The sequence below is a fragment of the Sphingomonas sp. SP2 genome (assembly GCF_058313385.1).
On record NZ_JBZFLD010000001.1, the window covers coordinates 1,449,579 to 1,476,363 of the forward strand.

At 69.4% G+C, this 26,785-nt stretch carries 22 protein-coding genes and 1 tRNA gene; 9 read left to right on the top strand and 14 right to left on the bottom strand.

Going from position 1 to position 26,785, the window contains the following annotated elements:
- Window positions 1-18: 18 nt before the first annotated feature.
- On the bottom strand, window positions 19-1,185 hold the full coding sequence (locus AC4GYU_RS07480; protein ID WP_491086261.1) for a glycosyltransferase family 4 protein: 1,167 nt from the start codon (window positions 1,183-1,185) through the stop codon (window positions 19-21).
- 124 nt (window positions 1,186-1,309) lie between these two features.
- Here AC4GYU_RS07480 and AC4GYU_RS07485 point away from each other — a divergent pair, with 124 nt between their 5' ends.
- Genes AC4GYU_RS07485 through AC4GYU_RS07495 form a run of 3 tightly spaced genes read left to right on the top strand, consistent with a single transcriptional unit; the run spans window position 1,310 to window position 2,726 of the window.
- Window positions 1,310-1,804 (top strand): DNA-deoxyinosine glycosylase, encoded by a 495-nt coding sequence (locus AC4GYU_RS07485; protein WP_491086262.1) that lies wholly within the window; start codon window positions 1,310-1,312, stop codon window positions 1,802-1,804.
- Window positions 1,805-1,835: 31 nt separating this feature from the next.
- Window positions 1,836-2,150 (top strand): hypothetical protein, encoded by a 315-nt coding sequence (locus AC4GYU_RS07490; protein WP_491086263.1) that lies wholly within the window; start codon window positions 1,836-1,838, stop codon window positions 2,148-2,150.
- A 45-nt stretch (window positions 2,151-2,195) separates the two neighbouring features.
- Window positions 2,196-2,726 carry a sterol desaturase family protein gene (locus AC4GYU_RS07495; protein ID WP_491086899.1) on the top strand — a complete coding sequence of 177 codons (531 nt, stop codon included), beginning with the start codon at window positions 2,196-2,198 and terminating at the stop codon, window positions 2,724-2,726.
- On the opposite strand, the gene AC4GYU_RS07500 is transcribed toward AC4GYU_RS07495, so the two are convergent.
- Genes AC4GYU_RS07500 through crtY form a run of 3 tightly spaced genes read right to left on the bottom strand, consistent with a single transcriptional unit; the run spans window position 2,677 to window position 6,214 of the window.
- The gene (locus tag AC4GYU_RS07500) at window positions 2,677-3,615 is read right to left on the bottom strand and encodes a phytoene/squalene synthase family protein (protein ID WP_491086264.1); all 939 of its coding nucleotides are present in this window, start codon (window positions 3,613-3,615) and stop codon (window positions 2,677-2,679) included. The two genes, AC4GYU_RS07495 and AC4GYU_RS07500, sit on opposite strands and share 50 nt — an antisense overlap.
- The gene (locus AC4GYU_RS07505) at window positions 3,612-5,078 is read right to left on the bottom strand and encodes a phytoene desaturase (protein ID WP_491086265.1); all 1,467 of its coding nucleotides are present in this window, start codon (window positions 5,076-5,078) and stop codon (window positions 3,612-3,614) included. Before AC4GYU_RS07505 ends, AC4GYU_RS07500 begins: the two co-directional genes overlap by 4 nt.
- Complete coding sequence (crtY, locus tag AC4GYU_RS07510; RefSeq protein WP_491086266.1) at window positions 5,075-6,214, bottom strand: lycopene beta-cyclase CrtY; 1,140 nt, start codon at window positions 6,212-6,214, stop codon at window positions 5,075-5,077. Before crtY ends, AC4GYU_RS07505 begins: the two co-directional genes overlap by 4 nt.
- 95 nt (window positions 6,215-6,309) lie before the next feature.
- Between crtY and AC4GYU_RS07515 the strand changes: the two genes are divergently transcribed.
- Window positions 6,310-6,762 carry a DUF2141 domain-containing protein gene (locus tag AC4GYU_RS07515; RefSeq protein ID WP_491086267.1) on the top strand — a complete coding sequence of 151 codons (453 nt, stop codon included), beginning with the start codon at window positions 6,310-6,312 and terminating at the stop codon, window positions 6,760-6,762.
- Here the strand turns inward: AC4GYU_RS07515 and AC4GYU_RS07520 are convergent.
- From AC4GYU_RS07520 to AC4GYU_RS07540, 5 genes are all read right to left on the bottom strand, one after another.
- Window positions 6,759-8,825, bottom strand: coding sequence for a TonB-dependent receptor plug domain-containing protein (locus AC4GYU_RS07520; protein WP_491086268.1), 2,067 nt, complete (start codon window positions 8,823-8,825; stop codon window positions 6,759-6,761). The genes AC4GYU_RS07515 and AC4GYU_RS07520 overlap by 4 nt on opposite strands.
- Window positions 8,826-8,872: 47 nt before the next feature.
- Complete coding sequence (locus tag AC4GYU_RS07525; RefSeq protein ID WP_491086269.1) at window positions 8,873-9,817, bottom strand: hypothetical protein; 945 nt, start codon at window positions 9,815-9,817, stop codon at window positions 8,873-8,875.
- Between the two features lie 100 nt (window positions 9,818-9,917).
- Window positions 9,918-11,696 (bottom strand): M56 family metallopeptidase, encoded by a 1,779-nt coding sequence (locus AC4GYU_RS07530; RefSeq protein ID WP_491086270.1) that lies wholly within the window; start codon window positions 11,694-11,696, stop codon window positions 9,918-9,920.
- Window position 11,697: 1 nt separating this feature from the next.
- The gene (locus tag AC4GYU_RS07535) at window positions 11,698-12,075 is read right to left on the bottom strand and encodes a BlaI/MecI/CopY family transcriptional regulator (protein ID WP_491086271.1); all 378 of its coding nucleotides are present in this window, start codon (window positions 12,073-12,075) and stop codon (window positions 11,698-11,700) included.
- Between the two features lie 118 nt (window positions 12,076-12,193).
- Window positions 12,194-12,907, bottom strand: coding sequence for a Crp/Fnr family transcriptional regulator (locus AC4GYU_RS07540; RefSeq protein WP_491086272.1), 714 nt, complete (start codon window positions 12,905-12,907; stop codon window positions 12,194-12,196).
- Between the two features lie 304 nt (window positions 12,908-13,211).
- Here AC4GYU_RS07540 and AC4GYU_RS07545 point away from each other — a divergent pair, with 304 nt between their 5' ends.
- Window positions 13,212-15,197 (top strand): YadA-like family protein, encoded by a 1,986-nt coding sequence (locus AC4GYU_RS07545; RefSeq protein ID WP_491086273.1) that lies wholly within the window; start codon window positions 13,212-13,214, stop codon window positions 15,195-15,197.
- Between the two features lie 59 nt (window positions 15,198-15,256).
- Here AC4GYU_RS07545 and AC4GYU_RS07550 read toward each other — a convergent pair whose 3' ends face one another.
- Genes AC4GYU_RS07550 through AC4GYU_RS07565 form a run of 4 tightly spaced genes read right to left on the bottom strand, consistent with a single transcriptional unit; the run spans window position 15,257 to window position 20,452 of the window.
- Window positions 15,257-16,351 carry a glycosyltransferase gene (locus AC4GYU_RS07550; protein WP_491086274.1) on the bottom strand — a complete coding sequence of 365 codons (1,095 nt, stop codon included), beginning with the start codon at window positions 16,349-16,351 and terminating at the stop codon, window positions 15,257-15,259.
- Window positions 16,348-17,292 carry a galactosyltransferase-related protein gene (locus AC4GYU_RS07555; RefSeq protein ID WP_491086275.1) on the bottom strand — a complete coding sequence of 315 codons (945 nt, stop codon included), beginning with the start codon at window positions 17,290-17,292 and terminating at the stop codon, window positions 16,348-16,350. Before AC4GYU_RS07555 ends, AC4GYU_RS07550 begins: the two co-directional genes overlap by 4 nt.
- Window positions 17,289-18,440 carry a glycosyltransferase gene (locus AC4GYU_RS07560; RefSeq protein WP_491086276.1) on the bottom strand — a complete coding sequence of 384 codons (1,152 nt, stop codon included), beginning with the start codon at window positions 18,438-18,440 and terminating at the stop codon, window positions 17,289-17,291. Before AC4GYU_RS07560 ends, AC4GYU_RS07555 begins: the two co-directional genes overlap by 4 nt.
- On the bottom strand, window positions 18,437-20,452 hold the full coding sequence (locus tag AC4GYU_RS07565) for an HAD-IIB family hydrolase (RefSeq protein WP_491086277.1): 2,016 nt from the start codon (window positions 20,450-20,452) through the stop codon (window positions 18,437-18,439). The genes AC4GYU_RS07560 and AC4GYU_RS07565 overlap by 4 nt, the downstream gene beginning before the upstream one ends.
- A 232-nt stretch (window positions 20,453-20,684) precedes the next feature.
- Here AC4GYU_RS07565 and AC4GYU_RS07570 point away from each other — a divergent pair, with 232 nt between their 5' ends.
- The 4 genes from AC4GYU_RS07570 to AC4GYU_RS07585 all read left to right on the top strand — a co-directional run bounded on the left by AC4GYU_RS07570 (window position 20,685) and on the right by AC4GYU_RS07585 (window position 26,559).
- Window positions 20,685-22,757 carry a TonB-dependent receptor gene (locus tag AC4GYU_RS07570; protein WP_491086278.1) on the top strand — a complete coding sequence of 691 codons (2,073 nt, stop codon included), beginning with the start codon at window positions 20,685-20,687 and terminating at the stop codon, window positions 22,755-22,757.
- Between the two features lie 11 nt (window positions 22,758-22,768).
- Complete coding sequence (locus tag AC4GYU_RS07575; RefSeq protein WP_491086279.1) at window positions 22,769-23,812, top strand: PepSY-associated TM helix domain-containing protein; 1,044 nt, start codon at window positions 22,769-22,771, stop codon at window positions 23,810-23,812.
- Between the two features lie 123 nt (window positions 23,813-23,935).
- Window positions 23,936-25,414 (top strand): DUF1800 domain-containing protein, encoded by a 1,479-nt coding sequence (locus AC4GYU_RS07580; protein ID WP_491086280.1) that lies wholly within the window; start codon window positions 23,936-23,938, stop codon window positions 25,412-25,414.
- Between the two features lie 2 nt (window positions 25,415-25,416).
- Complete coding sequence (locus AC4GYU_RS07585) at window positions 25,417-26,559, top strand: DUF1501 domain-containing protein (RefSeq protein ID WP_491086281.1); 1,143 nt, start codon at window positions 25,417-25,419, stop codon at window positions 26,557-26,559.
- Between the two features lie 128 nt (window positions 26,560-26,687).
- On the opposite strand, the gene AC4GYU_RS07590 is transcribed toward AC4GYU_RS07585, so the two are convergent.
- Window positions 26,688-26,763 (bottom strand) — tRNA-Glu (locus AC4GYU_RS07590).
- Window positions 26,764-26,785 lie beyond the last annotated feature (22 nt).

Genomic DNA, 26,785 nt, shown 5'->3' on the forward strand with positions numbered 1-26,785 from the left:
GCGGATCGAGCGGGCGGGCTAGCCCTTGATGCGGGTCAGGCGTTCGCGCCGTTCGATGGCACGGGCGTAGGTCTTGAGGACCGCGCCGTTGATCACGTCCCAGTCCTGCGTCTTGGCGAAGGCGAGCCCGGCCTCGCCATGCGCCCGGCGCAAGGCGGGGTCGGCGACATAGGCCGAGATGGCGTCGGCCAGCGCGCCAATGTCGCCCGGTTCGGACAGGGTCCCGGTCTCGCCGTCGCGGACGAGGTTGGTCGCTCCGGTCGCGGCGGCGGCGACGACGGGGAGCGCGCAGGCCATCGCCTCGAGCGTCACGTTGCCGAAGGTCTCGGTGATCGAGGGATTGAAGAAGAGATCGGCGCTGGCGAGCGCGCGGGCGAGGTCGGCGCCTTCCTGGTGACCGACGAAGATGCCGGCGGGCAGGGCCTTTTCGAACCAGGGGCGGGCGGGGCCCTCGCCGATCACCAGCACCTTGTGGGCAACGTTGCGGCTGCGCAGTTCGTCATGGACCGCGGCGAAGACGTCGAGGCCCTTTTCCATCACGATCCGGCCAAGGAAGGCGACCACCACTTCGTCGTCGGCAATGCCGAGCGAGCGGCGCCATTCGAGGCTTCGGCGCTCGGGGTTGAACTGGCCGCGGTCGACCCCGCGCGACCAGATGGCGATGTTGCGGTTCATCCGCTGCGCGCGAAGCACCGCGGCGGTGGATTCGGCCGGCACCAGCAAAGCGTCGCAGCGGCGATAGAGCCGGCGGAGAATGGCGCGGACGGTCGGCTCGAGCAGCTCGAGATGATAATAAGCGAGATAGGTCTCGAAGCGGGTGTGGACCGAGGCGATGGCCGGGATGTTGCGCTTGCGCGCCCAGGTCACCGCGCGGTGCGAACTGACGTCGGGGCTGGCGATGTGGACGACGTTGGGGCGGAAAGCGGCAAGATCGTCACGGACCGCCTTGGGCAGTCCGAGCGGAAAGCGATATTCGTCGCGGGTCGGGACCGCGAGCGAGGGCAGCGAGACGAGGTCGCCGGTGGGGGCGAAGGCGGGCTCGTCGACAGTCGGCGAATAGATTCGCACCTGGCAGCCCTGGCGGAGCAGGAAGCCGACCAGCCGGTTGAGCGCCTGGTTGGCGCCGTCGCGCACATAATTGTAGTTGCCCGATACGAGGGCGATGCGGAGTTCCTCCGGAGCCATGGCAGCGCCCTTAGCGTTGGCGGGGCGGTCTCGTCCAATCGCGGCTGCTGCTGCGGGTGAGGAGCAGGGTGATCAGGCCGAGCAGGGCGAAGCGGAACGGGCGGAACATGGCCAGGGGCATAGCATGACCGGGCCGATGAAGCGCGGCCTTCCGCCGATCGCCCGCGCCGACGCGCGCCTGCTTATCCTCGGCAGCCTTCCGGGCGACGCCTCGCTCAAGGCCGAGCGTTATTATGCGCATCCGCAGAACCAGTTCTGGCGCCTGCTCGAAGGCGCAGCAGGGATCCCGCTCGTCGCGCTCGACTATGCGGCGCGTCTCGACGCGCTGATGGCCCGCGGCATCGCGCTGTGGGACGTGGTCGATGCGGCGCGGCGGACGGGCAGCCTCGACGGGCAGATGAAGGATATCGAGGCGCGGGACCTGGCCGGTTTCGCCGCAACCCTCCCGGCGCTCCGGGCGGTGGCGTTCAATGGGGGGACGGCGGCGCGGATCGGGCGGAAACTGCTCGGCGGGTCCGGCCTCGCGCTCGTGGATTTGCCGTCCTCGAGCCCGGCCTACACGCTGCCGTTCGCCGACAAGGCGGCGCGGTGGGCCGTGCTTCACGCCTTTCTCGATTGACGCGCCGCGGCCCGCTTTCTTTAAGGGCGTCATGGCCGACGACATCCCCGAGGACGACACCAGCCCCGAAAGCGAAAGCCCCGAGGAAGACCGGACGCAATTGTCGATGGTCGACGAGGCGCTGGTCGCGGGCACCATCGCCAATACCAACGGCCTCCTGGTGATCCTCGCCAAGCTGGTCGCACGCGGGGTGTTCGACGAAAGCGACCTCAAGGCGTTCAGCGACAGCTATTCCAAGCCGCTCGACCATGAGGGCATGCGCGAGAATGAGCTGGTCAGCCAGATGCAGGACCAGATGGAGAGCACGCTCGCCGAGCTGATGCGCTTCCTCAGCGAGACACGGTAGAAGCGCCGGCTTCGCAGGACGGGCGGCGACGCCTATATGAGCGGCATGTCCTGGCTTGCCGGAAGCGCCCTGTTCCTCTTGACCGTCCTCGTGATGGAGGCGTTCGCCTACGTCCTTCACCGGTTCGTGATGCATTCGCGGCTGGGCTGGCGCTGGCATGAGAGCCATCACCGCGACCGCGAGGGCTGGTTCGAGAAGAACGACCTCTATGCGGTGGTCTTCGGGCTGCCTTCGATCGCGCTCATCTATCTCGGGACGCAGGGACTGGCCGGCGAGTGGGCCCTGTGGGTCGGAGCCGGGGTCGCCTTCTACGGCGCGATCTATTTCGGCTTCCATGACATCATCGTCCATGGCCGGCTGCCGCACCGGGTCGTTCCGCGGTCGCGCTATTTCAAGCGGATCGTCCAGGCGCACAAATTGCATCATGCGGTCGAGAGCCGCGACGGGGCGGTGAGCTTCGGTTTCCTCTATGCGCCGCCGGTCGAGCGGGTGAAGCAGGCGCTGGCGGCGAGCCGGGGCAAGACGATCAGGGCCGCGAAGGGCGGGTCCACAATCCGTCACGAGGAACGGGCCTGACCGGCCACAGCGCTTCCCAGAAGGCTTCCATCACCAGCGCCGCTTTCTCCGCCTTGGAGGTAGTGATGCGCTCGTCCCAGGCGCGGGGCCCGAGCGCCGCGGCGCGGGTCGCGATCTCGCCGTAGATGCCGCTCGCCGAAAGCACCGCCCAGCGGCTCCGGAAGGGAAGGCGGGCAGCGCCGACGCGGGCCGAGCGGCGATAGGCCGCGGCCATGTCCCCGAGGCGGCGGGCGAGCCGGGCGAGCGCGGGCCGGTGGCGCGGATCGGCGAGGTCGGCCCCTTCGAGGCCTTCGGCGACGAGCCAGTCGGACGGAAGATAGATGCGGCCGACCTTTGCATCGTCGACGATGTCGCGCGCGATGTTGGCGAGCTGGAAGGCAATCCCGAGGTCGGCCGCCCGGTCGAGCGTGTCGTGGTCCCCGGCGTCGACGCCCATGACATGGGCCATCATCACCCCGACCGCGCCGGCGACCTGGTAGCAATAGGAGAGCAGGTCCTCGGTGGTCCGGGGGCGCCAACCGGCGGCGTCGCGCTCGAAGCCGGCGAGATGGTCGGCCGCGACGGCTTCGGGGATGGCGCATTCGGCTGCGACGGCGCGGAGTGCATCGAAGGGCACGAGGCCGGTCGGCTGGCCCGCGAAGGCCTCGCCGGTCTTCTCCTTGAGAAAGGCGATTCGCGCGGCGGGGTCGTCGACCCGGACCGCGTCATGGCCGAGGGTCTGGCCGTCGGTGACGTCGTCGCAGGCGCGGCACCAGGCGTAGAGCAGCCAGCTCCGCTCGCGGGTCGGCTGGTCGAACAGCTGGCTGGCGAAGCGGAAGCTCTTGGAGCCCGCCGAGATGCTTTCCAGCGCGGCCTGGACCAGCCGCGCCCGTTCGTCGGCTTCGCTCACGCCAGCATCAGCCCCGCAGTCGCCTCGGCGCTTCCGACCACGCCCGGGATGCCCGCGCCCGGGTGCGTGCCGGCGCCGACGAAGTAGAGGTTGCGGATCTTGTCGTCGCGATTGTGGGTGCGGAACCAGGCCGACTGCCAGAGCACCGGTTCGAGACTGAAAGCCGAACCGAGATGGGCCGAGAGGTCACGGCCGAAGTCGGTCGGGGTGTAATGGAAGATGGTCCGGATCCGGCTGCGGATGTCGGGGATCAGCCGCTCGGCGAGCGTGTCGAGGATTACGTCCTGGTAGCGCTGGCCTTCCTTGGCCCAGTCGACCGGCGCCTTGCCGAGATGGGGCACGGGGGCGAGCGCGTAGAAGGTCGAGCAGCCCGGCGGCGCCATCGACGGGTCGGTGACGGTCGGGTGGTGGAGATAGAGCGCGGGATCGGTGGCGAGCTCGCCCCCCTTGTAGATGTCGCCGATCAGTCCCTGGTAGCGCGGTCCGAACAGGATCGAATGGTGCGGAATGTCGGGGAAGGTGCCCTCCAGCCCGAAGTGGAGGACGTAGAGCGAGGGGCTGAAACGCTTGCGCTTCATCGCCCGCGACTGGCTGGGACCGCGGGCCGAGCCTTCGACGAGGTCGTAGGTGTGGACGACGTCGCCGTTGGAGGCGATGGCATCGGCCTCGCCGCGCCAGCCCGAGGCGGTGCGGACGGCGCGGGCCTGCTCGCCGGCGACCTCGATCGCGGTGACCGGATCGCCGAGGCGGATGGTGCCCCCGAGCCGTTCGAACAAGGCGACCATGCCGCCGATCAGCTTGTTGGTGCCGCCCATCGCGAACCAGACGCCGCCGTCACGCTCGAGCTTGTGGATGAGCGCGTAGATCGACGAGCAGGTCATGGGATTGCCGCCGACCAGCAGGGTATGGAAGCTGAGCGCCTGGCGGAGATGCTCGTCCTTCACATAGCCCGACACGATCGAATAGACCGAGCGCCACGCCTGATAGCGGGCAAGCGCGGGGGCGGCCTTGAGCATGTCGCCGATGCTCTCGAAGGCCTTGGTGCCGAGCTTGAGATAGCCTTCCTCGAAGACGCCCTTCGAATATTGGAGGAAGCGCTGGTAGCCGTCCCAGTCGCCGGGCGAGAGCCTGTCCATGCTCGCCTTCAGCTCGGCATCGTCGTTGGTGTAGTCGAACACCGTGCCGTCGGGCCAGGAGAGGCGGTAGAAGGGGGTGACGGGGACGAGGTCGACGTCCTTCGCCATGTCCTGCCCGCTCAATTTCCACAGGCGCTGAAGGCAGTCCGGATCGGTGACGACGGTCGGGCCGGCGTCGAACACGTGGCCGTCCTTTTCCCAGACATAAGCGCGGCCACCGGGCCGGTCGCGGGCCTCGACGATGGTCGTCTGCACGCCCGCCGACTGGAGCCTGATGGCAAGGGCCAGGCCGCCGAAGCCGGCCCCGATCACGATCGCACTCTTCACAGACTATCCTTTAGAACCTTGAGTGCCCGGAAGAAGGGCACGGGCGGCTTGCCCGCAAGAACCCGGGCCTTGTCGAAGCCGTTGCTTTCGCCCGCATAGAAGCGCCCGATCAAGGGGCCGGAAAGGCGGTAGAAGCGCTCGAGCACCCGGTAGCGGTCGCCGGGGTCGGCGGCGTGGAACAGGAGCGCGGTGAGCAAACGGTAGAAGGCGCCGGTCTTCCAGTGCCGGCGGCCGCGTGCCCGGGTGGCGGCGCCGAGCCGGGAATCGAGCGGGGCGTCCTCGGCGAGCCAGATGGCGAACTTGACCGCGTCGGGGAGCGAATAGCTGGTCAGCGGGTGGAAGAAGCCGCCGCGGGCGCCGGCGCGGGCGACGGTATCCGACGCCGGCCAGAGCCGGTCGAAGTCGCCGCCGGTGACGACCGGGAGCGAGCCATGCTCCTCGCGGGTGCGGGCGGCGACCTGCCATCCTTGCGCCGCGGCATAATCGGCGATCCGCTCACGCAGGACTTCGGCGTCGATCTCTGGCGTGTCGCTGTAATAGGTGTCCTCGACGAACAATTCGGTGTCCGAGAAGGGCAGGCAGTAGACGAAGCGGTAGCCGTCGTGCTGGTCAACCGTCGCGTCCATGACGATCGGGCGGTCGAGGCCATGGCCCTGCGGGATGGTGAGGAGCTGGCCGAGGAATTTCTGCCAGCCAAGATCGAGCCCCTCCGCCTTGCCGCCACGCGCGTCGAGCACCGCGCTGGCCTCGATCCGGCTGCCATCGGCGAGGGTCACGTGGGTCGGGGCGACGTCGCGGGCTTCGGCGCGGAGGATCGCGTCCGCGGGCAGCGCGGCGCGGACCGCGGCGTCGAGCGCCTCGCTCTCGATCGTCCGATAGGGTTCGTGGAGGTGGCGGCGGTGGGCCGGGAAGCGGACCTCATAATCGGCCCAGCGGTGGCGGATGAGCGGCTCGGTCAGCCAGCGGTTGCGCGGGCTGATGTCGCCCTCGAAGAAGGACCAGAGGTGATTGCCGCCAATCTTCTCGCCGGGTTCGACGAGGAGGAGGGAAAGATCGGGACGGCGCTTTTGAAGCGCGAGGGCGCACAGGCCGCCGGCCAGTCCCCCTCCCACGATTGCCAGGTCCGCGCGCCGCATCTCCTTCGGGCTGTAGCGGGACGGAACCATGCTGGCGACCCCGCCCGAGGGCCGTTAAGCTGAGGCTTAGCTTTATGGTGGCAGGGGGCGCGGCCATGACCTTTTCGAGATTGAGCAAGGCGGCACTGGCGTTGCTGGCGGCGGTGGGCGCAACCGGCGCGGCGGCGCCCTCGGGCGAGGCCGACCTCAAGGTGCAATTGAGCGGGATCCGCTCCGCCAAGGGGGTCGTGCACCTCTGCCTCACGTCCAATTCGGGCAACTTCCTCCGCTGCAAGGACGATCGCGGCGCGCTGTCGCGGACGGTGCCCGCCGGCAGCGCGGCGCGGCTCGACCTCGGGCCGGTGAAGCCCGGGACGTATGCGCTCCTGGTGATCCACGACGAGAATAACAACGGGAAGCTCGACATGACCTTCAGCATCCCGCGCGAAGGTTTCGGCTTTTCGAACAATCCCGCGATGCGGCCGCGGCCGCCGCGCTGGGAAGAGATCCGCTTCACCATGCCGGCCACCGCGACCACCCAGCAGATCAGGGTCCGCTACGTCCTCTAGAAGCTGCCGGTCACCGCGAGGCCGAAGATCGGCCCGATCAGCTGGTTGTGACTCTGCCGGAAGCGGAGCGGGCTGACGTTGCGGCGGCCGTCATAGACGAAGCGTTCCTGGCGATGGCGGGCGTTGAGCAGGTTGGTGACCTGCGCCCGGACGGTCAGCCCGAACACATTCTTGTTCTCGACGAAGATCTGGTCGAACCACGGCCCCTCCCAGGTGCGGGTCACTTCGGTCAGATAATAGGAATAAGCGTTGCGGCTGTGGCTGCCGCTGAAGCCCCAGGCATAGCTGGTGCCGGGAACGTCCTGACGGAAGGAAAGGTCGACCCAGAGCTTGCGGTTGCCGCTGATCGGACGCTGCTCGCCGGTCAGGGGATCGCGCACCCGGCTGCGTTCGAGGCCGACGGTCGAATCGATCTTGGCGCCGCGCAGACCGAGCGGATCGAGGGTGAAGGTGCTGGTCCATTCGGCGCCGGTGCGGGTCGCCTTGGGCAGGTTGCCGATGCCTTCGCCGTCCGGGCCGATCGGGATGATGTCGACGATGTCGGTGATGCGGTGATGGTAGGTGCGCAGCCGGGTCTGGCCGAAGCGGCCGAGCTTGCGGCCGACCTCGAGCTCGGCTTCCCAGCTCTGCGGCGGGACGAGGTCGGGATTGCCGCTATTCTCGCGGTCGTCGCTAAGCTTGGGCTGGGCGAGAAAGTCGTAGAAGCTGATCTGGCCGACCCGGCGATTGAGCTTGAGGCTGACGTCCCATGGCGCGCTCGGCCGCCAGCCGAGCGTGAGGCTGCCCTTGGGGCGGAAGAACTTGCGGGCGGGTAGGTCGCCGTCGACGCGTTCGAGGCGGCTGATCTCGCCACCCGCGACCAGCTGGAGGTCGAGCTTGGGGGAAAGGGCGCGGCTGACAGTGACGAGGCCTTCGTAGCGGCGTTCCTGGACGATGCCCGAGCCTTGCGGGAAATCCTGCTCGACGAATTCGCCCGAGGGGGCGAGCGTGAAGAGGCGGCCGACCTGCGAGAGGCGGTTGTCGGCGCGTTCGAGCGAGATCTGGAGATTGGTCCGGCCGATCTTCCAGTCATATTCGCCCCGGCCGATCGTTTCCGAGATGCGGGCGAGGCGATTGAAGCGGATGCCTTCGTCGGCGCGGCCGTCGTCGAAGCTGGTGACCTGCGTGGTGACGGTCGGCTCGCGCTCGAAGTGGCGGAGCGCGATGAGCTTCAGGCGGCCAGGACCGAAGGCGAAGGCATAGTCGGCGCTGGCGTCGAACAGGTGCCCGTCCTGCTTCTGGCGGGTGAAGCGGGTGCGGTCGTCACCGTCCTCGCGCAGGCGCCGGTCATGGTCCTCGAAGCGTGACCAGTATGGCTGGATCGAAACCGACAGGTTGCCGACCGACGAGCCCGGCCCGTCGATCCCGGTGGCGGCGAGGAACTTGGGACCTTCGAAGGTCGACCAGATGTGCTGGTCGCGCCGCTCGATGATGTCGCCGTCGCCGTCGTAGATCTCGGCCGGACCGCCATAGGCGCCGCGGCCGGTGTTCATGTCGAACGACAATTTATAGGCGAACGGGCCGGCCTTGTCGTTCCAGGTAACCGAACCGGCGAGAAAGCGCGGCTTGGCATAATGGGCGCGAAAATCGGGGCGCCATTCGAACTGGCCCGAGCCCTTCTGTTCGGCCTTGAGTACGACGTTGGCGACCTGGCCCGCGAGCCCGGCAATGCCGAGGCGGGCGGCGTCGACCAGCTCGATCTTCTCGACCGCGCTGGCGGCGGTGCGCTGCAGCGTATCGATCGCCCCGCCCGACTTGTTGGCGATGCGCTGGCCGTTGATCAGTACATTCTCGGTCGCCTGGCCGAGACCGCGGCCGCCGTTGGTCGCGCGGATGGTGAAGCCGGGGACCTGCGCCAGCATGTCGAAGGCGGTGCGCGGCGCGAAGCGGGCGAAGTCGGCGGGGACATAGACGGTCTGCCCGCCGGCCGGTGCGGCGGCGGGCGCGGCCGGCGCGGTCTGGGCGAGGGCGGGGAAGGATGCCGCGCCGGCGAGAAGGGCGGCACGGGACAGGAAACGCAACATGGGAGCCGCTCCTCGGGGAAGATAAGGGGAAAGGGAATGGGTCCGGGTCACGGGAGCAGGCCCGCCACCTTCATCGCGACCAGCGCGTCGGCCGACATGGCGACCCCCTTGGCCCTGGCGAAGGTGCGAAGGTCTTCGGGGCCGATCCCCATCGCCTTGCACTGGACGAGCTGCTCGACGCTGAGCCGGGGGTGGCCGGCGCGCTGGAAGCCGCGGATGAAATCGGGGGTGATGCCGAGCGCGCGCAGCTGGACGATCTCGTCAGGACGAAGGTCGGCATAGCCGACCGCCGCGAGCGAACGGACGAAGGCGGGCGAGATGCCGAGCGCCTTGAACTGGACGATCTCGTCGGCAGGCATGCGGGTGAAGCCCGCGGCGCGGAGCTCGGCGATATAGGCCGGGGTGACGTCGAGGGCCTTGAACGCCATCAGGTCGCCGAGGCGCTGCGGCCGGTAGCCGGCCGCGGCAAGGTCGCGGATGTAGGTAGGCGAGACCTTGAGCGCGGCGAGGCCGATCAAGTCGTCGAGCTCGGGACGGGGGTAGGCGGCGGCGGCGATGCCGTCGACCAGGGCGCGATCGGCGCCGACCATGGTCAATGCAAAGGCGTCGCGCTCGTCGGGGCGCTCGATGCCGCGGGCGACGAGATAGTCGGCAAAGGCGCGGTCGGGCGCGAAGTTGCAGCTTCCCTCGGCGGTGCCGCGCCCGGCGGTACCGGTGCAGTCGATCCGGCCGGCCGGGCGAACGAGGGCGAAGCGGAGCGGGCCGTCGACTCGGAGCGCGGCGGGGTCGACGCCCTGGAGGTCGCGCCAGGCCATGCTGCTGTCGAAGCGGTTGCCGCTGGCCGAGTGGGCATAGATCCGCAGCTGGGGCTCGGCCGTGCCGGTGGCGCTGACCCGGAAGCGGAGCGGGCCAAGATCGGCGGCGAGGCCGGTCGAGGTCATGCACAGGCCGGTCAGGAGAAGGGCGAAGAGAAGGGCAAGCGGACGGTTCATGACGAACTCCCTTGGTTGGTCAGGTCGGCAGGCAAGGCGCTCCCGGTCCGCCCGGGACGGGCGGTGCGGCGGCAGCAGTCAGCGGTGGGTCAGGGGTCGGCTATTGATCCGGGTCGGGATCGCCGGCGTCCTCGGGTGGCTCGGGCACCTCGGGCGGTTCAGGCGAGCGCGCGCCCGACCGAGGCGGGGTGGGCGGCCGGACCCGAATGCCGGTGAAGCCCAGCGCTCGAAGCTCGATCAGCCGGTCGGGGGTGAGGCCGGTCATGCCCCGCTGCTGGAGGCTGCGGATGAAGCGGCCATCGACCCCCATGGCCCGCATCGCGGTGAGATCGCCAAGGTCGACATTGCGCAGGCCCGCGGCGGCGAGGTCGGCGACATAAGCACCGTTGACCCCAACCGCGCGGGCGCCGGTAAGGTCGTTGATGTCGCGGGCCCGGTAGCCCGAGCGGGTCATGTCGCGGAGCCACTCGGGCGTCACGCCCACCGCCTTGAGCCCGGTCAGGTCCTCGTCGGCGATCGCGAGTCCCGGCGCCGCGGCGCGGATCTGGGCGGCATAGTCGGGGGTGATGCCGAGCGACTTGGCGGCGACGGCGCGGGTGATGGCCCGGTCGAGCGCCAGTTCCTGCGGCGTGCGCGGGCGGACGGGCTTCGGCGACCGCGGCAGCGCGGGCGAAAGCGGGTCCTGGGCAAGCTGGCGTTCGATCTGGGCTTCGAGCTTGCGCTCGAAATCGGAAGCCGGGGCGGCGTCATTGCCGGTGATGGCCGAGCTGACGTGCGTGACAACCGTCTCGCTGGTCAGCGTGGCGGCGCCAGCGACCGAGCGGGCGACCACGGCCGGCAGCGAGTTGGCGGGCTCGGGCGCGCTCACATAATAAGGCTTTGCCGGGTCCGCGGCGGCGGTTGGGGTGAAGGTCAGCGCGGCCAGTGGCGCAGCCGTGCCGACCACGCCGAGCGCGATCCCGGCGGCAAAGCCGCGGGCGGCCGGCGTGCGCGGAAGGCTCGAATCGAGGACCCGGCGGACACGGCGCGAAAGGCTGCTCCTGGACGGGGCGACGCCGTGGGCGCCGAGCAGCAGGCCGCGGCAGTCATGACGGGCGACACCGACCAGCAGCTGGGCATAATCGGGACCCGAGACATCGGCCGCGAGGACGGCATCGTCGGCGGTCTCCTCGCGCAGCTGATGCGCTTCGCGGGCGAGGATCCAGACGAGGGGGTTCATCCAATAGAGCGCGGTGACGATCCGCGAGAGGAGGAGCTTGGCCCAGTCGAGGCCGCGGACGTGGGCGAGCTCGTGGGCGATGATCGCCTCGGCCTCGGCCTGCGCGCCAAGGGCTTCCTCGTTGAGGAGGATGACCGGGCTGACCAGGCCCCAGCTGATCGGCGACTTGAGATCGCGGCTGGTGAGGAGGGCAGTGCCATGCTTGAAGTCCATCCGGCGCTGCGCGTGGGCGAGCGCGGACAGCCAGATCGGCTCCACCAGCACCGAGGCCTTGGTCCGCAGCGCAAGCAGGCGGAGGACGGCCAGCAGGGTGATGGCGAGCAGGATGGCGACCGGCACGCCATAGAGGAGTGGCCAGAAGTCGGCGGCGCTGAATTGCGCGGTGGCGGTGAGCGGTGCGGGCGAGTTGCTGAGAACCGCCCCGGTCTCGGCCATGGTCGGTGCCTGGACGGTGGTGTCGGCGACGGCCGCGGCCGGGCGCGAGATGACCAGTTGCGGCAGGAACATCGAACCCAGGGGCAGGACCAGCAGCGCGAGCAGGCCGAAATGGGCGACCATGTTGCGCTCGGACGCCGAGCGGCCGCGCAGCAGGTGGAGGAGGCCGAGCGTCACGCCCGAGATGAGGATCGACTTCAGAATGAAGGCGGCAAGCTGTTCCATCCTACTTCCCCTTCGCCTTGCGGGCTTCGGCGATCATCTTCTCGAGCGCGTCCAGTTCGTCGGTATCGATCCGGTCGGACATGCCGAGGAGCGCGCTGGCGGCGCTGGTCGGCGAGCCGTTGAAGAAGACCCGGACGACCTCGCTGAGCGCCGACTTTCGCGCGGTCTGATCGGACACGGTCGGCGCGTAGACGAAGCCGCGCTCGCTCTCGCTGCGCTCGACATAGCCCTTGTCCTCGAGCCGGCGGAGCATGGTCCGGACGGCCGAACCGCTGACCTGGTCGGGGAGGGCATCGGTCACTTCGGACGCGGTCATCCCGCCCTGCTGGTAGAGCAGGTCGACGATCTGGCGTTCCTTGGGTGGCAGTCGATTCAGCACGAGTCGTTCCTAGCGCTACATTTGTAACGCCGGGGTGCTACAATTGTAGCGCATGGTCAAGGCCGAAACGAAAACCGTTCGTCGGTTGGTCGAAGAAGCGCGTTCTGCGAACGGCGGATCAGGCCGGCCAGCCCTTGCCGAAGGGCGCGAGATGCTCCTGCCAGTAACGCTCGGCGGTGCCGTAGCCGCCCTCGCTGGCGTCGATCAGCCCCTTGCGGTCGCGGATGGTGATGCAGCCCCGGACCATGTCGATGAGGCCGGAGGCGCGCATCGCCTGCAAGGCGTTGGTGATGGTCGGCCGGTGCGACACGGTCATTTGCGCCAGCGCGTCATGGGTGACGTGGATCGTGTCCGACGGGAGGCGGTCATGGCACATCAGCAGCCAGCGGGCGACGCGCGATACGACTGACTGTTCGGTGCACAGGAGGTTGGAGGAGATTTGCGCGATGAAGCTATAGAGATAGCGGCGGATGACCTGCTGGGCGTCCTCGCTGGCGCCGACGATCCGCTGGAAATCCTTGGTCCGCACGCGCCGGCCCCTCAGCGGCCCGACCTGGACCAGCACGATATGCGGCGCGCTCGGTACGTCGAGCAGGGCGGCGGCGGGAAACATGCCCTCGAAGCCGACCATTCCGACTTCGGACGACTTGCCGTTGGGCGAGAGCTGGAACTTGGACGCAACGCCCTCGGTCACGATGAAGACCTGGCTGCCGTCGAGCTGCGCGCTTGGCAGCAAATGGCCGGTCTCGACCGCGAAGTCGCCTCCGCTGGCAAGCAGGTCCTCGGCAATGTCCGGCGGCATCAGCCCCGTCAGCAGATTCGTCGACGACACAGGTTTCCCCTCCTGCGCACGTTGACCGAGCAATGACGCCAGGAAGACCGTTCGGCCGATCCTCCTGCCGCTTTGGTAACTCTGCATACAAAAACAGATTAATTCAATGTCTTTCAAGCGACCGTCGAGGCGCGCGGTTGGTTCGGCCGCGGACCAACTTTGCGGCAATCTAACGACGGTAAATTCCTCCAATCATTGACGAAAGTTGGAGGTTCGAATGCCGAAGCATTGTCAGATCACGCCTGTTGCACACCCGCGCCGCCTGTCACTGCGACTGGCATCGCTGGCGCTTCCGATCGTCGCCATGATGACGGCTGCCCCGGCCACCGCGCAGACGGTCCCGCCGCCCTCGACGGTGGTCAGCGTCTGCTCGGGGGTCAGCCTGCCGCGCTCGGTCGTGACCGACATCATGCGCCCGGTGGTGAACGGCATCTATGCGCCGATCGAGACGCGCGTGAACGGCGTGCTCGGCGTGCTCAGCCTCAATCCGCTCCTCAACCTCACCGGGCTTCCGACCCCGCTCAGCGTGGACGTGACCGGGCTTCTCAACACCGCAGCCTCGGGCAGCAACATCGGCCTCAACGTCATCGCCCAGGACGGGACCCTCGTCGGTCCGGCAAGCACCTGCAACGCGACCGCCGACGGCTACATGCTCGACACGCCCGCGGGGATCGCGATCGGCGGCAACATGATCAGCGGGCTCGGCGCCAGCGGCCAGCAGGCGAGCGCGGGTGAGATCAACTCGATCGCCTTCGGCAATCGCGCCAATACCGATGCGCTGGCCACCAGCAGCATCGCGATCGGCCCCGACGCCAATGTCGGCGCGGCCGGTATCAGCGGCGTCGCACTGGGGTCGGGGGCGAGCGTCACCGCCGCCAACAGCGTCGCTTTGGGCGCGGGCTCGATCGCGGCCCGGGGGCCGTTGAGCAACTACAGCGCACCGCTCCTCACCGGGACCTTCTCCTCGGTGGGCGAGGTCAGCATCGGCGCTCCGGGCGCCCTTCGCCAGCTGACCAATGTCGCGCCGGGTTCGGCCCCGACCGACGCGGCGAACATCGCGCAATTGCAGGCGCTGGCCGCGCTCGTTCCAACCGATCCGGTGGTCTATGACGACCCGAGCAAGACCGTGGTCACGCTCGAGGGCGCAGGTGGGACGCGAGTGACCAATGTCGCCGCGGGGACGCTCAGCGCGACCTCCACCGACGCGGTCAACGGAAGCCAGCTCTATGCGCTTGGCCAGCAGGTTGCGGGTCTGACCGCGGCGGCGGGCAACAATGTCCAGTATGACGACGCGACGCAGGCACAGGTGACGCTTGGCGGTGCGGCGGGCACGCTCATCACCAATGTCGCGGCGGGGACGGTCGCGGCGGGCTCGACCGACGCGGTCAACGGCAGCCAGCTCGCCGCGACCAACGCGCAGGTCACGACCAACACCACGGCGATCGTCAACCTCACCACGCAGGTCAACGCCAACACCGGCGACATCAACGCCATCCAGATCCAGCTGACCAACCTCACGGTCGCCGGCGGGAGCCCGGTCCAGTACAGCAACCCGGCGAGCCCGACGACGCCCAACGGCGGGATCCCGACCAATGACGTGACCATCGTCGGCGGCGCGCCGGGGCCGGTGACGGTGCACAATGTCGCAGCGGGTTCGGTCGCCGCCGGCTCGACCGACGCGGTGAACGGTGGCCAGCTCGCCGCTACCAATGCGGCGGTGCTGACGGCGCAGACGACGGCGACGGCGGCCCAGACCGCAGCGGCGGCGGCCCAGGCGACCGCGGACCAGGCCGATGCCACTGCCAATGACGCGCTCGACCTCGCGTCGAACAGCGTCCAGTATGACAATCCGCAGCGGACCAGCGTCACGCTCAATCCCGGCGGTTCGGCGACCCGCTTCACCAACGTCGCGGCGGGCACGGCGGCGAGCGACGCGGTCAATCTCGCCCAGCTTCAGGCGGTAGCGACGGGGGCGATCAACACCGCGGTCAACCAGGCCAATGCCTATACCGACGCGCGGCTGATGGCGTTCGACTATGACCTTCGCGCCGCGCGCCGCGAAGCGCGGGCCGGAAGCGCCTCGGCCCTTGCCGCGGCCGCCCTTCCCCAGGCGACCGAGGCAGGCCGGGCGATGATCTCGGCGGGTGTCGGCACCTATGGCGGCCGCAATGCCATCGCGATCGGCGCGAGCTACGCCAGCGAGAATGGCCGGACGGTCTTCCGCCTCGGGGTCAGCTACGACAGCAACGAGAAGGTCGGGGCCAACGCCGGGGTCGGCTTCCACCTCTAAGGGAATAACTGCAACGACCGGATGCGGCGGGCTCGCAGGGGGCCCGCCGCATCCGTGCGTCAGGCGAAGGCGAGCTCTCGGGCAGGAGCCGCCTGCGCATGCTCGGCGATGACCTCGCGGTAGAGGGCTTCGCAGCGGTCGAGGAAGCGGGCCTGGGTGAAATGGTCGAGCATGCGGCGACGGGGGACCGCAGGCGGGATAGCGAGCGCGGTGCGGATCGCCGACGCCAGCCCTGCGACGTCGCCGGGCGCGGCAAAGGCGCCGGCTTCTCCGACCACCTCGCGCGCCGCGCCGCAGTCGAACGCCGCGACCGGCAGGCCGCAGGCCATGGCTTCGGCCGCGACCAGGCCGAAGGGCTCGTCCCAGCAGGGCGTGAAGAGGAAGACCGAGGCCTTGCCGAGCGCGGCCGCGAGGGCGTCGGCCTCGCAATGACCGGCATAGGTGATCGTCGGACCGAGCAACGGGGCGACCTCGTCGGCGAAATAGATTTCGTTCTCGATCGGCCCGTAGAGCGTGAGCGGGACCTGCGCTTGGAGGGCCGCGCGGGCGGCGAGGTGCGGACCCTTGTTGGGGGTGATCCGGCCGCACCAGACGGCTTCGCCATTGCCAGTCGGCGCGAAGGGCCAGCGATCGGGGTCGAGGCCGTTGTGAAGCACCGAGACGGCGTCGGGCGCGCCCACCGGCCACCAGGCCTCGCGCTGGCGGGCGGAGGTGACGGTGAGGCGATGCCCGGGCGCGACGCTGACCCGGACGAAATGGTGGATCGCGTCATAGGGCGGGACATGGAGCGAGGTGACCGTCGGCGTCATGCCGGTGCGCCGCGGCTCGAGTGGGAAGCGGTGCAGGCTGTTGTTGTGGACGACATCGAAGCCGCCCGCCGCGATCCGGTCGCAGGCATCGGCGTAGGCGGTATCGAGATAGGCCGTCAGCACCGCCGAGCCGCGATAGTCGGCCCAGGGGTAACGCGCTTCATAATGCTGGGGCAGCAGCGGATCGATGGCGAAGCGGGAATCGCTGTCGGCCGAGGCGAACAGCACGACGTCATGGCCGCGCGCCGACAGTCCCTCGGCGAGATGCCAGCAATGCGCTTCCATCCCGCCCGCGAAAGGCTGGGCGATCGGCTGGCGGGCATGCGCCAGGATGGCGATCCTCATGCCGCTTCGGCTTGAAGCGCGTCGGCATTCTCGTTGCGGGCGCGCACCTCGGCTTCGAGCTGGCGAATGACCCGCGCGGTATTGGCATAGGGCTGGTGGCTCTGCTGGCCCGTCAGCGCCCGATCGGCGTCGTCGGGACGGCGGAGAATGCGGATCGGACGGCCGGGCGTGTCGTCGACGAGGCCCATCATCCGGAAGGCGTAGAGCCAGTGGTCCATCGTCCGGAAACCCCACTTCTCCTCGAACAACTGGGCATTGCGGACGACGCTGTCGAGGTGATGGACCGGCGGCATGTGGTGCGGGTGATACTGGTGATAGGCGAGGCCGCCCTTGATCCAGGCGATGGGAACGCCCGCTTCCTGGATCATCTTCCCGAAGTCGGTGTCCTCGCCGCCATAGCCGTAGTAACGCTCGTCGAAGCCGCCGAGGGCGAGGAAGCGCGCGCGCGGCATGGCGAAATTCAGCGACCAGAAGCAGCGATAGTCCTCGCAGATCTCGAGCCCTTCCGCCGGCGGGCCGCGGCGGTCGCTCTGCTTGACCGCGCAGTCGGCGAAGCTTTCGTAGGTCCAGCCAACGGCGTTGGCGCCGCCCGGAAGATAGAGGACCTCGCCCATCTGGAGGCCGTCGAAGTCGGCGGCCAAATGCGCGTAGGTCTCGAGGCAGTCCGGGGTGGGGACGCAGTCCATGTCGAGGAAGACGAGAAGCTCGCCGCTGGCGGCCGTAGCAGCGGCGTTGCGCGCGGCGGCGAGGGGAAGGTGGGTGCCGTCGATCAGCATCTGGCGGATCGGAAAGTCGGCCTCGGACAGCTCATATGCCTCGCGCTGCATCACCGCGACGACGAGCTCGACCGGCGTGAGCGACTGGCGCTTCAGGCCCTCGACAAGATTGACGAGATGGTCGGGACGGCCGTTGGCGAGGGTGACGACGGAAACGCGGTTCATGCGGAAAATTGCTCCAGCGAAGAGGGGGTGGAGGCAGGGGCGCGGTCGGCGTCGCCCCACAGCCGCCACGACAATTGTTCGAGCCAGTCGGCGACGATCTCGGCCGGGGCGTGATCGATCGTGTTGCGCTGGCGCTCGGGCCGATGGTTGGCGAGGGTCTCGGTCAGCGCCTGCTCCCAGGCGTGGGCCGAGGAGGGGAGGTGCGGTCGGACGGTCGCGAGGCCGGCGGCGGCAAGCGCCTCGGCCTTGCGGTGTTGCTCGTCGAAATAGCGCCATTCGGGCACCGCCAGCCACGGCCGCGCCGCGGCGAGGATCTGCTGGCAGGTGGTGTTGCCGGTCGAGGCGACGACGAGGTCGGCGGCAGCGATATGGTCGGCGGCATTGTCGACCCAGCCGCGATGCTCGACGTTCGACGGCTCGGTCGCATGCCAGTCGCGCTGGACCTTGCCGATGGTGATCCAGCGCGCGTCGGGCCGGGCCCGGGCCCCGACCCCGATCGGGGCCTGCGAAAAGCCTTCGCCGCCGCCGCCCGAGAGGACGAGGATGACCTCCTCGTTGGAGAGGATCCCGATCCGCTGCCGCGCGACCTCGCGCTCGGGGAGGCGGAGGTCGACCCCAAGGCCGCCGGCGAAGCAGGTCTTGGCGATCATGTCCGTGCCCCATTCGGGCTGGGCGAGGTCGGCATGGAAGGGGGCGAGCAGGCCGGCGGCGCCGCGATAGGCGGCCTGGTGGCCGGGGTCGCTGCGGTCGCCATGCTGGAGGATCTTCACGTGCGGGACCGAGCAGATCCGTGCGAGCTGCGCGATCTCGGCCGAGACGTCGGAGAGCATCAGCGACGGCGCGGCGGTTGCGAACCAGCCCGACAGCGTCGCCATGGCGGTGCGGATCCCGGGCCAGCCGAGCGGCGCGCAGTGAAGCGTGTCGGGGGTCGGCACCCAGTCCATGCCGGTCGCCTCGTCCCCCTGCGGCTCAAACAGCGAGGGCAGGCGGACGATCGTTGCCTGCGGCGGGAGCGACGGAAAGATATCATCGCGCGCGCTGAAGATGGTGAGTGGCCGGTCGGCCGGGAGCGCGGCCGCAATCGCCGCGCAGCGCTCGGCATGACCGCGGCCCTGGTGGTGGACGAAATAGCCGAAGGGACGCTTCATGCCGCTTCTGCCGCAATCGCAGTGGTCGTTGCGGCAAGGCCGAGGGCGGACAGTCCTTCGAGCACGCCGGCGGCATGGTGCGCCGCGACCCGGTGGAGGCCGGGCCGTTCGGGAAGGTCGGCGAGGCGGGCTTCCGCATTGCCGACGACGATCGCCGACCCGCAGGCGGCGAGCATGTCGATATCGTTGCCGCTGTCTCCAGCGGCGACGCAATTGGCGAGGGTGAAGCCGCAGCGCGCGGCATAGCTGGCGATGGCCGCGGCCTTGCCGCCGGTCACCGGCACGACGTCGATCAGCCGCCCATGCGAATGGATCACCCGGGCCTCGAGGCCATGCTGGTCGAGCCGGTCGCGGATCGCGTCGCCATCGGCGGCGTCGCCGAAGAAGCTGATCTTGTGCGGGCCGTCGGTGGAGGGCGGCTGGGGCGTGATGGCAAGCGGTGCGAGGCTTTGCGTGATGGCGGCGCGATCCCAGTTCGCGTCGAGCGCGGCGGCATGGTCACCGCACTCGCAAAAGCCGCCCTCGGGATCGGCGCGCATGATCCGCGTGCCCACGTCGACGATGAAGGCGTCGGGTTCGGGCAGCCGCCAGTGACGAAGGATCAGGCGCGCGGCGTCGAGGCTGCGCCCGGTCGCGACGATGAAGGGCAGCGGCGAGGAAGCACGCCAGCGGGCGAAGTCGAGCGCGGCGGAGCGGCTACCGGTGAGGGTGTTGTCGATGTCGCACACGAGCAGCATCGGCTCGGCAAGGCCGGCGTAGATGGCGTTGCTCGCACGGGCATAGGCGTCCCACGAATAGAGATTCGCACCGGTTCGGGCGGCGACCGCGCACTGCTCGTGCCGGGCAGGGTCGGTGACAAGGGCGAGCAGCGCGTCGGCGATCTGCAGGTCGTCGCGGGGATCGACGAGCAGACCGTGGCCGATGGTGGCGAGGATCTCGGCCGGGCCGCCATTGCCGGTGGCGACGACCGGAACTCCGGCCGCGGCGGCCTCGACTAGGGTCAGGCCGAAGGGCTCGTGGAGGGCGGGATTGGCGAAGACCCCGCCCTGGGCCGCGCGGGCGTAGAGTGCCGCGACGTCGGCGGCGTCGTGGGTCGGGGGCAGGGCGACGCGGCCACGAAGCTCGGGCGTGGCGGCGAGGGCGGTCAGTTCGGAAAGCACGGCCGCTTCCTCGCCCGAGGCATGGGCATGCTGACCGGCGAGGATGACGAGATTGGCGGTGTCGCGCAGCGCGGCGCTTGCGGCGAAGGCGCGGACCAGTGCGGCAAGGTTCTTCTTGGCGACCGGCCGGGCGATGGCGAGGACGATCGGGCGCTGCGGCGCGTCGAGCCAGTCGCCGAGGCGATCGGCGATGGTCGGCGCGGAGGCTGCCGCGTCGTGACGGGGGACGCCGGGGCGCACCACATGAATGCGGCCGTCGACGGCGACACCATAGCCCGCGACCTGCCGCTCGGCTTCCTCACGGGTCGAGACGATGATCGCCGCGGCGTTGCGCAACGCGTCGGTTTCAGCCCGGATGCGGAGCGCGAGGCCGGGGCTTTCGAGGGCCTGGTCGCGCTTGTCGATGCCGAGCGAATGGGGGGTGTAGACGAACGGGATGCCGAAGCGGCGCTGGGCTTCCATCGCGACCGCGGCGGCGTCGGCGAAGTGGGCGTGGATGACGTCGGGCAATTTGGGAAGCGCGGCGAGCCAGGCGCAGAAGGCAGTGGTGAAGGCCGGGAGCTCGGCTCCGAGCGCTTCCTTCTCGAGATAGGACTGGTTGGCGGTGGCGATCCGGCGAATTCGGAGCTTGGGGGCGACGAGTTCGTCCGCCGTGCCGTGGACCGGGTCGAGCCCGGGGGGATCGAACAGGCGGGTGACGATGGTGACCCGCTCGACCTCCGGCCGCTGTGCCTGGTGCATCGCCGCCTCGAGAAGATAGGCGATATGGCCACCGGTGTCGGCCGTCACTCCATAAGCGACCGGCGGGGCCTTCAGGCAGCCGCCAAGCGCCAGATGGAGGATATCAGTCATGAAAAGGGGAGACCTTCTAAGTTGCCCCACCCGAACGGACACGGGCGCCAAACGGTCCGTGCTGGACCTTAGGCCAATGCAAGAATCCGGGTTTCGGTGAGTTTCTCGCTATTGCTATTGATAATCGTTCGCAGGAAGCTTAGTCCGCGCTCCACTTGATGGAGGTTAAGTGACGATGTTTCTTGTGAGTGGCGTCATGTCCGTACTGCTTGGGTCGGTGGCGCCCGTGACAATGGCCGAAGAAGCCGGGACCGCGCAGGCGACCCTCGCGCCGGCGGAAGAGCGCGAGGAGGAGATCGTCGTCACCGGCGCGCGCACGATCCTTCCGGTCACCGCGCTTCCGCTGACCGTCGACGTGCTGGGCGGCGAGGATTTCCAGCGCCAGGTCGCGACCTCGGGATCGGTGATCGAGGCGGTGGCGGCCAGGCTCCCCTCCTTCTCGCCGACCCGCGAGAAGCTGAGCGGGGCGGGGGAATCGCTACGCGGGCGCTCGCCACTGTTCGCCATCAATGGCGTTCCGCAGTCGACCCCGATCCGCGACGGGTCGCGCGACGGCTATACGATCGATCCCTTCTTCATCGACCGGGTCGAGGTCATCTACGGTTCGAACGCCCTGCAGGGGATCGGGGCGACCGGCGGCGTAGTGAACCAGGTGACGGTGGGCGCTCCGCTGCGCGACGGCGTCTCGGTACGCACCCTCATCCAGGGCAGTGCGCAAGACGGTCTTGGCGGCGCGTCGCTTGGCGGCAAGGCGGCGGCGCTTGCTGGCTGGCGAAGCGGTGCGTGGGACGCGACCGTCGGGGCGGCGGTCGAGCGGCGCGGCGTTTTCCTCGACGGCGCCGGCCGCAAGATCGGCGTCGACAGCACGCAGGGCGAAATCCAGGACAGCGACAGCAATTCGCTGTTCGGCCGCGTCGGGGTGGCGCTGAGCGACAGCGCCCGGCTGGAAATCGTCGCCAATCGTTTCGCGCTCGACGGGCGCGGCAATTATGTCGTGGTGCGCGGCATTCCGACGACCAGCGTGCGCGGCGAACTGGCGGGCGAGCCCCCGTCGAACCGCGCCGAGCTGCTGAGCGCGGCCTTCACCGAGAACAACCTCTTCGGCGGCGCGCTGAAGGCGCAGGCCTTTTTCAGCCGCACCCGCGACATCTTTGGCGGAAGCATCACCGGCACCTTCCAGGACCCGGCGATCGCGCCGTCGGGGACGCTGTTCGACCAGTCGGTCAATCGCAGCCGCAAGCTCGGGGCCAAGCTCAGCTACGAGCGGGCAGTGCCGGGCCTCGAGGCGCTGACCGTCATTGGCGGTGTCGACCTGCTCCACGACCGCACTGCGCAGACTCTGCTCCAGACCAATCGAGTCTGGGTGCCCGAGACCGACTTCCTCAGCGTCGCGCCCTTCGTGCAGGGCAATCTGAACTTGCTCGACGGCAAGCTCCGGCTGGCCGGCGGGGCGCGGCTCGAGAAGGTCAGGCTCGACGTGCCGGACTTCACCACTTTGGCCTTCTACGGCTCGCGCGCGGTCGATGGCGGCTCGCCCTCCTTCCGGGAAGGGCTGCTCAACGGCGGGATCATCGTCGAGCCGGTTCGCGGCCTTCGCGCCTACGGCAGCTATGCCGAGGGCTATACCATCGCCGATGTCGGCCGGATCCTTCGCGCGATCAACGTCGCCGGGGTCGACGTCGACCGCTATCTCGCGCTCGAGCCGGTGGTGTCGAACAATCGCGAGCTCGGGGTCGAATGGAAGCGCGGCGCGATCAACGCCAGCGCGGCCTATTGGTGGAGTTCGTCGAAGCTCGGCTCGCTCCTCGTCCGCAATGCCGACGGTATCTTCGACGTCGCCCGCCAGCCGATCGCGCTTGAAGGGCTCGACCTCTCGGTCGACGCGGCGCTTCCGGTCGACGGGCTCCGCATCGGCGCAGCCTATGCGCGGGTCCGCGGGCAGACCGACAGCGACAATGACGGGCGGACCGACGACGATCTCGACGGCGCGAACATCGCGCCCGACCGCCTCAACCTCTTCGCATCCTATGAGCGCGGTAAGTTCGACGCGCGGGCGGCGGCGCGGGTGCATTTCGCGCGTCGCTTCGACGATGCGGCGACCGCGACCGATTTCGAGGGCTACACCCTGGTCGACTTCGACGTCGGCTATCGCTTCGGCCGGCACCGTCTGTCGTTCAGCGTCGCCAACCTCCTCGACAAGGACTACCTCAGCTACAACAGCGACACGGTGGCCGCGGGCGATCCGCTGCGCAGCTTCACCGGGCGTGGCCGGACGATGACGCTCGGCCTCAGCAGCCAATTCTAGGAGCGGCGGCGATGAAGCTTCTGTCGCTCCTCCATCGCTGGACCGGTGGCCTCATCGGCTTCGTGCTGGCGATCCTCGGGCTCACGGGCGCGATCCTCGTTTGGGAAGAACAATGGATCGCGCTGCCCCAGTCGAAGGAGGCGGTCGTGCAGCAGCCTGCCGCGATGGCCGAGGTAATCGCGGCGGCGGGGCCCGACCTTGCCCGGGTGACCTTCGCCGAGCCGGGCATGAGCCTCCACCACCTCGTCTTCCGCGACGGCAGCGGGGCCTATGTCGCGCAGGACGGCACCGTGGTCGAACGCTGGGCGGGTAAGTGGGAGCGGCCCGAATTGTGGTTGTTCGACCTTCACCATTATCTGCTGGCCGGGGACAGTGGGGAAACGGTCGCGGGCATCGCGGGGATCATCGGCCTCCTGTTCGTGGTGACCGGACTGATCCTCTGGTGGCGGAGCCGACGCTCGTTTGCCTTTCGGCTGTGGCCGCGGGCCTGGAAGCCGGGGCCGATCGTTTCGCATCACCGTGACCTCGGGCTCGTCTCGGCACCGCTCCTGCTGCTGTCGCTGGTGACCGGCGTGGCGATGATCTTCGCGCCGCTGCGGGCTGCGGTCATCGGCGAGGAAAAGCGACCACGGGTGACGGCGAGTGAGCGGGTCGCGGCGGACCCCGCGGCGGCGCTCGCCTTCGCGGCCGAGCGATTTCCCGACGCCGCGCTTCGCCGCCTGTCGCTGCCCAAGAAGCCCGGCGACCCGATCACCGTCCGGCTCCGCCAGCCGTTCGAATGGACCCCGAACGGGCGCACGCAGGTCGGGGTCGAGGCGGACGGCGAAGTCTGGGTCGAGGACGCCGCCACCGCCAATCGCGCCGCTGCCATCGTTGAAAAGGCTTATCCGCTGCACAGCGCGAAGGTCGGCGGGATCGCTTACAAACTGGTCATGACCCTGTCCGGGTTGGCGCTGGCGATGCTCGGCGGCTTCACGACGTGGAGCTTCTGGTCGCGCCGCGCGACCAAGCGCCGGCGCCGCCCCGAGGCCGCACGCCTCCTGTCTCGCGCCTGAGCGGAAGCGGTGAGGCTGTCAGGCTAGCCGCCTTCCAGATCATCGACGTTCCGCGGAGGAGTCACCGGCCGTTCACCCAAGCGGGCCGAGAAGGCGGTCAGCCATGCTCGTGGAGCGAAAGTGATGAGCGACGTTATATTCGCGCAGAACCGGTTCGGCCTCGGGCCGCGCGGGCGGGAGCCGGAGACGGGGCGCGATGGTCGTGGGTGGGTCGAGGCGCAGATCGGACAGCGGCTCGCCGCGCTCCAGCAGATCCCGACCCGCGCCGAGGCCGCCGAAGCGCTGATCGCCTATCGCGACGAACGGCGCGATGCCCGGCAGAACGGCAGCGAGAGGCCTTCCCCCATGCCGGACAGCGCCGCGATGATGGCCCCGGCCGCGATGACCATGGCCCCGGCCGCCGGTGCCCCGGGACCTGCCCGCCGTGCCGCGCGCCCGCCCGAGCTCGTCGCTGCGCGCAAGGACCAGCGGGACCTCTATCTTCGTGCCGTCGACGCCCGGGTCGGGGCGGCGCTTACGACCACCACGCCCTTCCTCGAGCGAATGGCGCATTTCTGGGCCAACCATTTCGCGGTCGCCGCGACCAAGATGACGACGGTGGGCTATGCCGGCCTGCTCGAGCTCGACGCGATCCGGCCCAATCTCACGGGCCGCTTCGGCGACCTGTTGCTCGCGGTCGAGCGTCATCCGGCGATGCTCCTCTATCTCGACCAGGCCCAGTCGGTCGGGCCCAACAGCATCGCCGGCGAACGGGCCGGCGCGCGCGGCCGGGATGTCGGCCTCAACGAGAATCTCGCGCGCGAAATCCTCGAGCTGCACACGCTTGGCGTGCGCACCGGCTACAGCCAGGCCGACGTGACCGAATTCGCGCGGGCGCTGACCGGCTGGACGGTCGCCGGGCTCGGGCGCGGGCCGATGCAGCGCCGGCTGGGCGGCTCAACCGGCGACTTCGTCTTTTCCGATCTCCTCCACGAGCCGGGTGCCCGGACCATCCTCGGCAAGCGCTACGGGGAAGAGGGGGAGGGCCAGGCCGAGGCGGTGCTGCGCGACCTCGCGGTACACCCGGCGACCGCCCGCCATATTGCCACCAAGCTTGCCCGCCACTTCATCGCCGACGATCCGCCCAAGGCGGCGGTGGCCAGGATCGAGCAGGCATTCCTCGTCAGCCGCGGTGATCTACCGACGGTTTATCGCGCGCTCATCGCTGCGCCCGAGGCGTGGCAGGCCGATCGGCCGAAGTTCCGCACTCCCTGGGACTGGACCATCGCCAGCATGCGCGCGCTCGATATGCCGCCGCCGCCCGCGCAACGCACCGTGGGCCTTCTGAGCGAGCTTGGCATGCCGGTCTGGCGTCCGACCTCTCCGGCGGGGTTCGACGATATCGCCGCCAGCTGGGCGGGTCCCGATGCGCTTGTCCGACGGGTCGAGGCGGCCGGGCGTCTCGCCACGGCAGCCGGGCAGGGCGTCGATGCCCGGGTGCTTGCCCCGCGGCTGCTCGGGGCGCGGCTGACCGAGGCGACCGCCACCGCCATCAGCCGCGCCGAAAGTCCGCGGACGGGGCTCGCCCTGCTGCTGGTCTCGCCCGAATTCCTCAGGAGATAGTCATGGATCGCCGGAGCTTTCTCGCCGCCGGGGCAAGTGGTGTCGCCGCCGTCACGCTCGCCCCGCGCATGGCCTTCGCCGCCGCCGCGACCGATCGCCGTTTCCTGTTCGTGATCCAGCGCGGCGCGGCCGATGGCCTCGCCATACTCGCGCCAACCGGCGATCCCGCATTTGCCGCCCTGCGCCCGCAACTGGGCGCCGAGGCCGCCGGCGGCACCAAGCTCGACGCCATGTTCACCCTCCACCCCGCGCTCCGGCAGGTGGCGGCAATGACCGCAGCCAAGCAGGCGCTGCTGGTCCACGCCGTCGCCTCGCCCTACCGCGATCGCTCCCATTTCGACGGGCAGAACGTGCTCGAGACCGGCGGGGCCTTGCCCTACCGGCTGCAGGACGGGTGGATGAACCGGCTGGTCCGGACGATGCCCGACAATCCGCAGGCGATCGCCTTTGCCCCGGCGGTGCCGCCGGCCCTGCGCGGCGCCGCCCGGGTGGCGTCCTATGCCCCGTCCAACCTGCCGGAAGCGGGCGACGACCTGATGATCCGCGTCGGCGACCTCTATGCCCGCGACAGCCAGCTCGGCCCCTTGTGGAACGAGGCGCTGCAGGCGCGGACCAAGGCAGGCGATCTCGCCTCGGGCAAGGGCGCAGCCGCGGCCGGAGCGCTTGCGGCGCGGATGATGAAGGGGCCGGGCGGGGCAAGGATCGGGATGATCGAGACCGACGGCTGGGATACGCACACCGCCCAGAAGGGCCGCCTGAACGCGCAGCTCACCGGCCTGGACGCCCTGCTTGCAGCCTACCGCGACGGCCTCGGGGAGGACTGGAAGAACAGCCTCGTCCTGGTCGCCACCGAATTTGGCCGCACCGCACGCGAGAATGGCACCGGCGGGACCGACCACGGGACCGGCGCCGCGGCCTTCCTTCTGGGCGGCGCGGTCGCCGGCGGGAAGGTGCTTGCGGACTGGCCCGGGCTGGGGGCCTCCGCGCTTTACGAAGCGCGCGATCTTAAGCCGACCCTCGCCCTCGACGCCTTGATCGCGACGGCGCTTGGCCAGCATTTCGGCCACGATCCCGCGATGATGGCGAAGGCGCTGTTCCCGGCAACGGACACGGCGCCCCTTCGGCAGACGTTCGTTCTCGGCTGATCTGTTGGCACTTGGCGCGCGGGAGTAACGCAAGGAACCGCAGTCCTGGCCTGAGGCGCGGACGATCGCCTGGAGAAAAGGCCGAAGCTTCGAGCTTGGCGAAGCGCCCGCGTGGAGGCAGGCGGTGATGGTGACCCCTACGGGACTCGAACCCGTGTTTTCGCCGTGAGAGGGCGACGTCCTAGACCGCTAGACGAAGGGGCCATGCGGCAATTGCTCGCGGAAG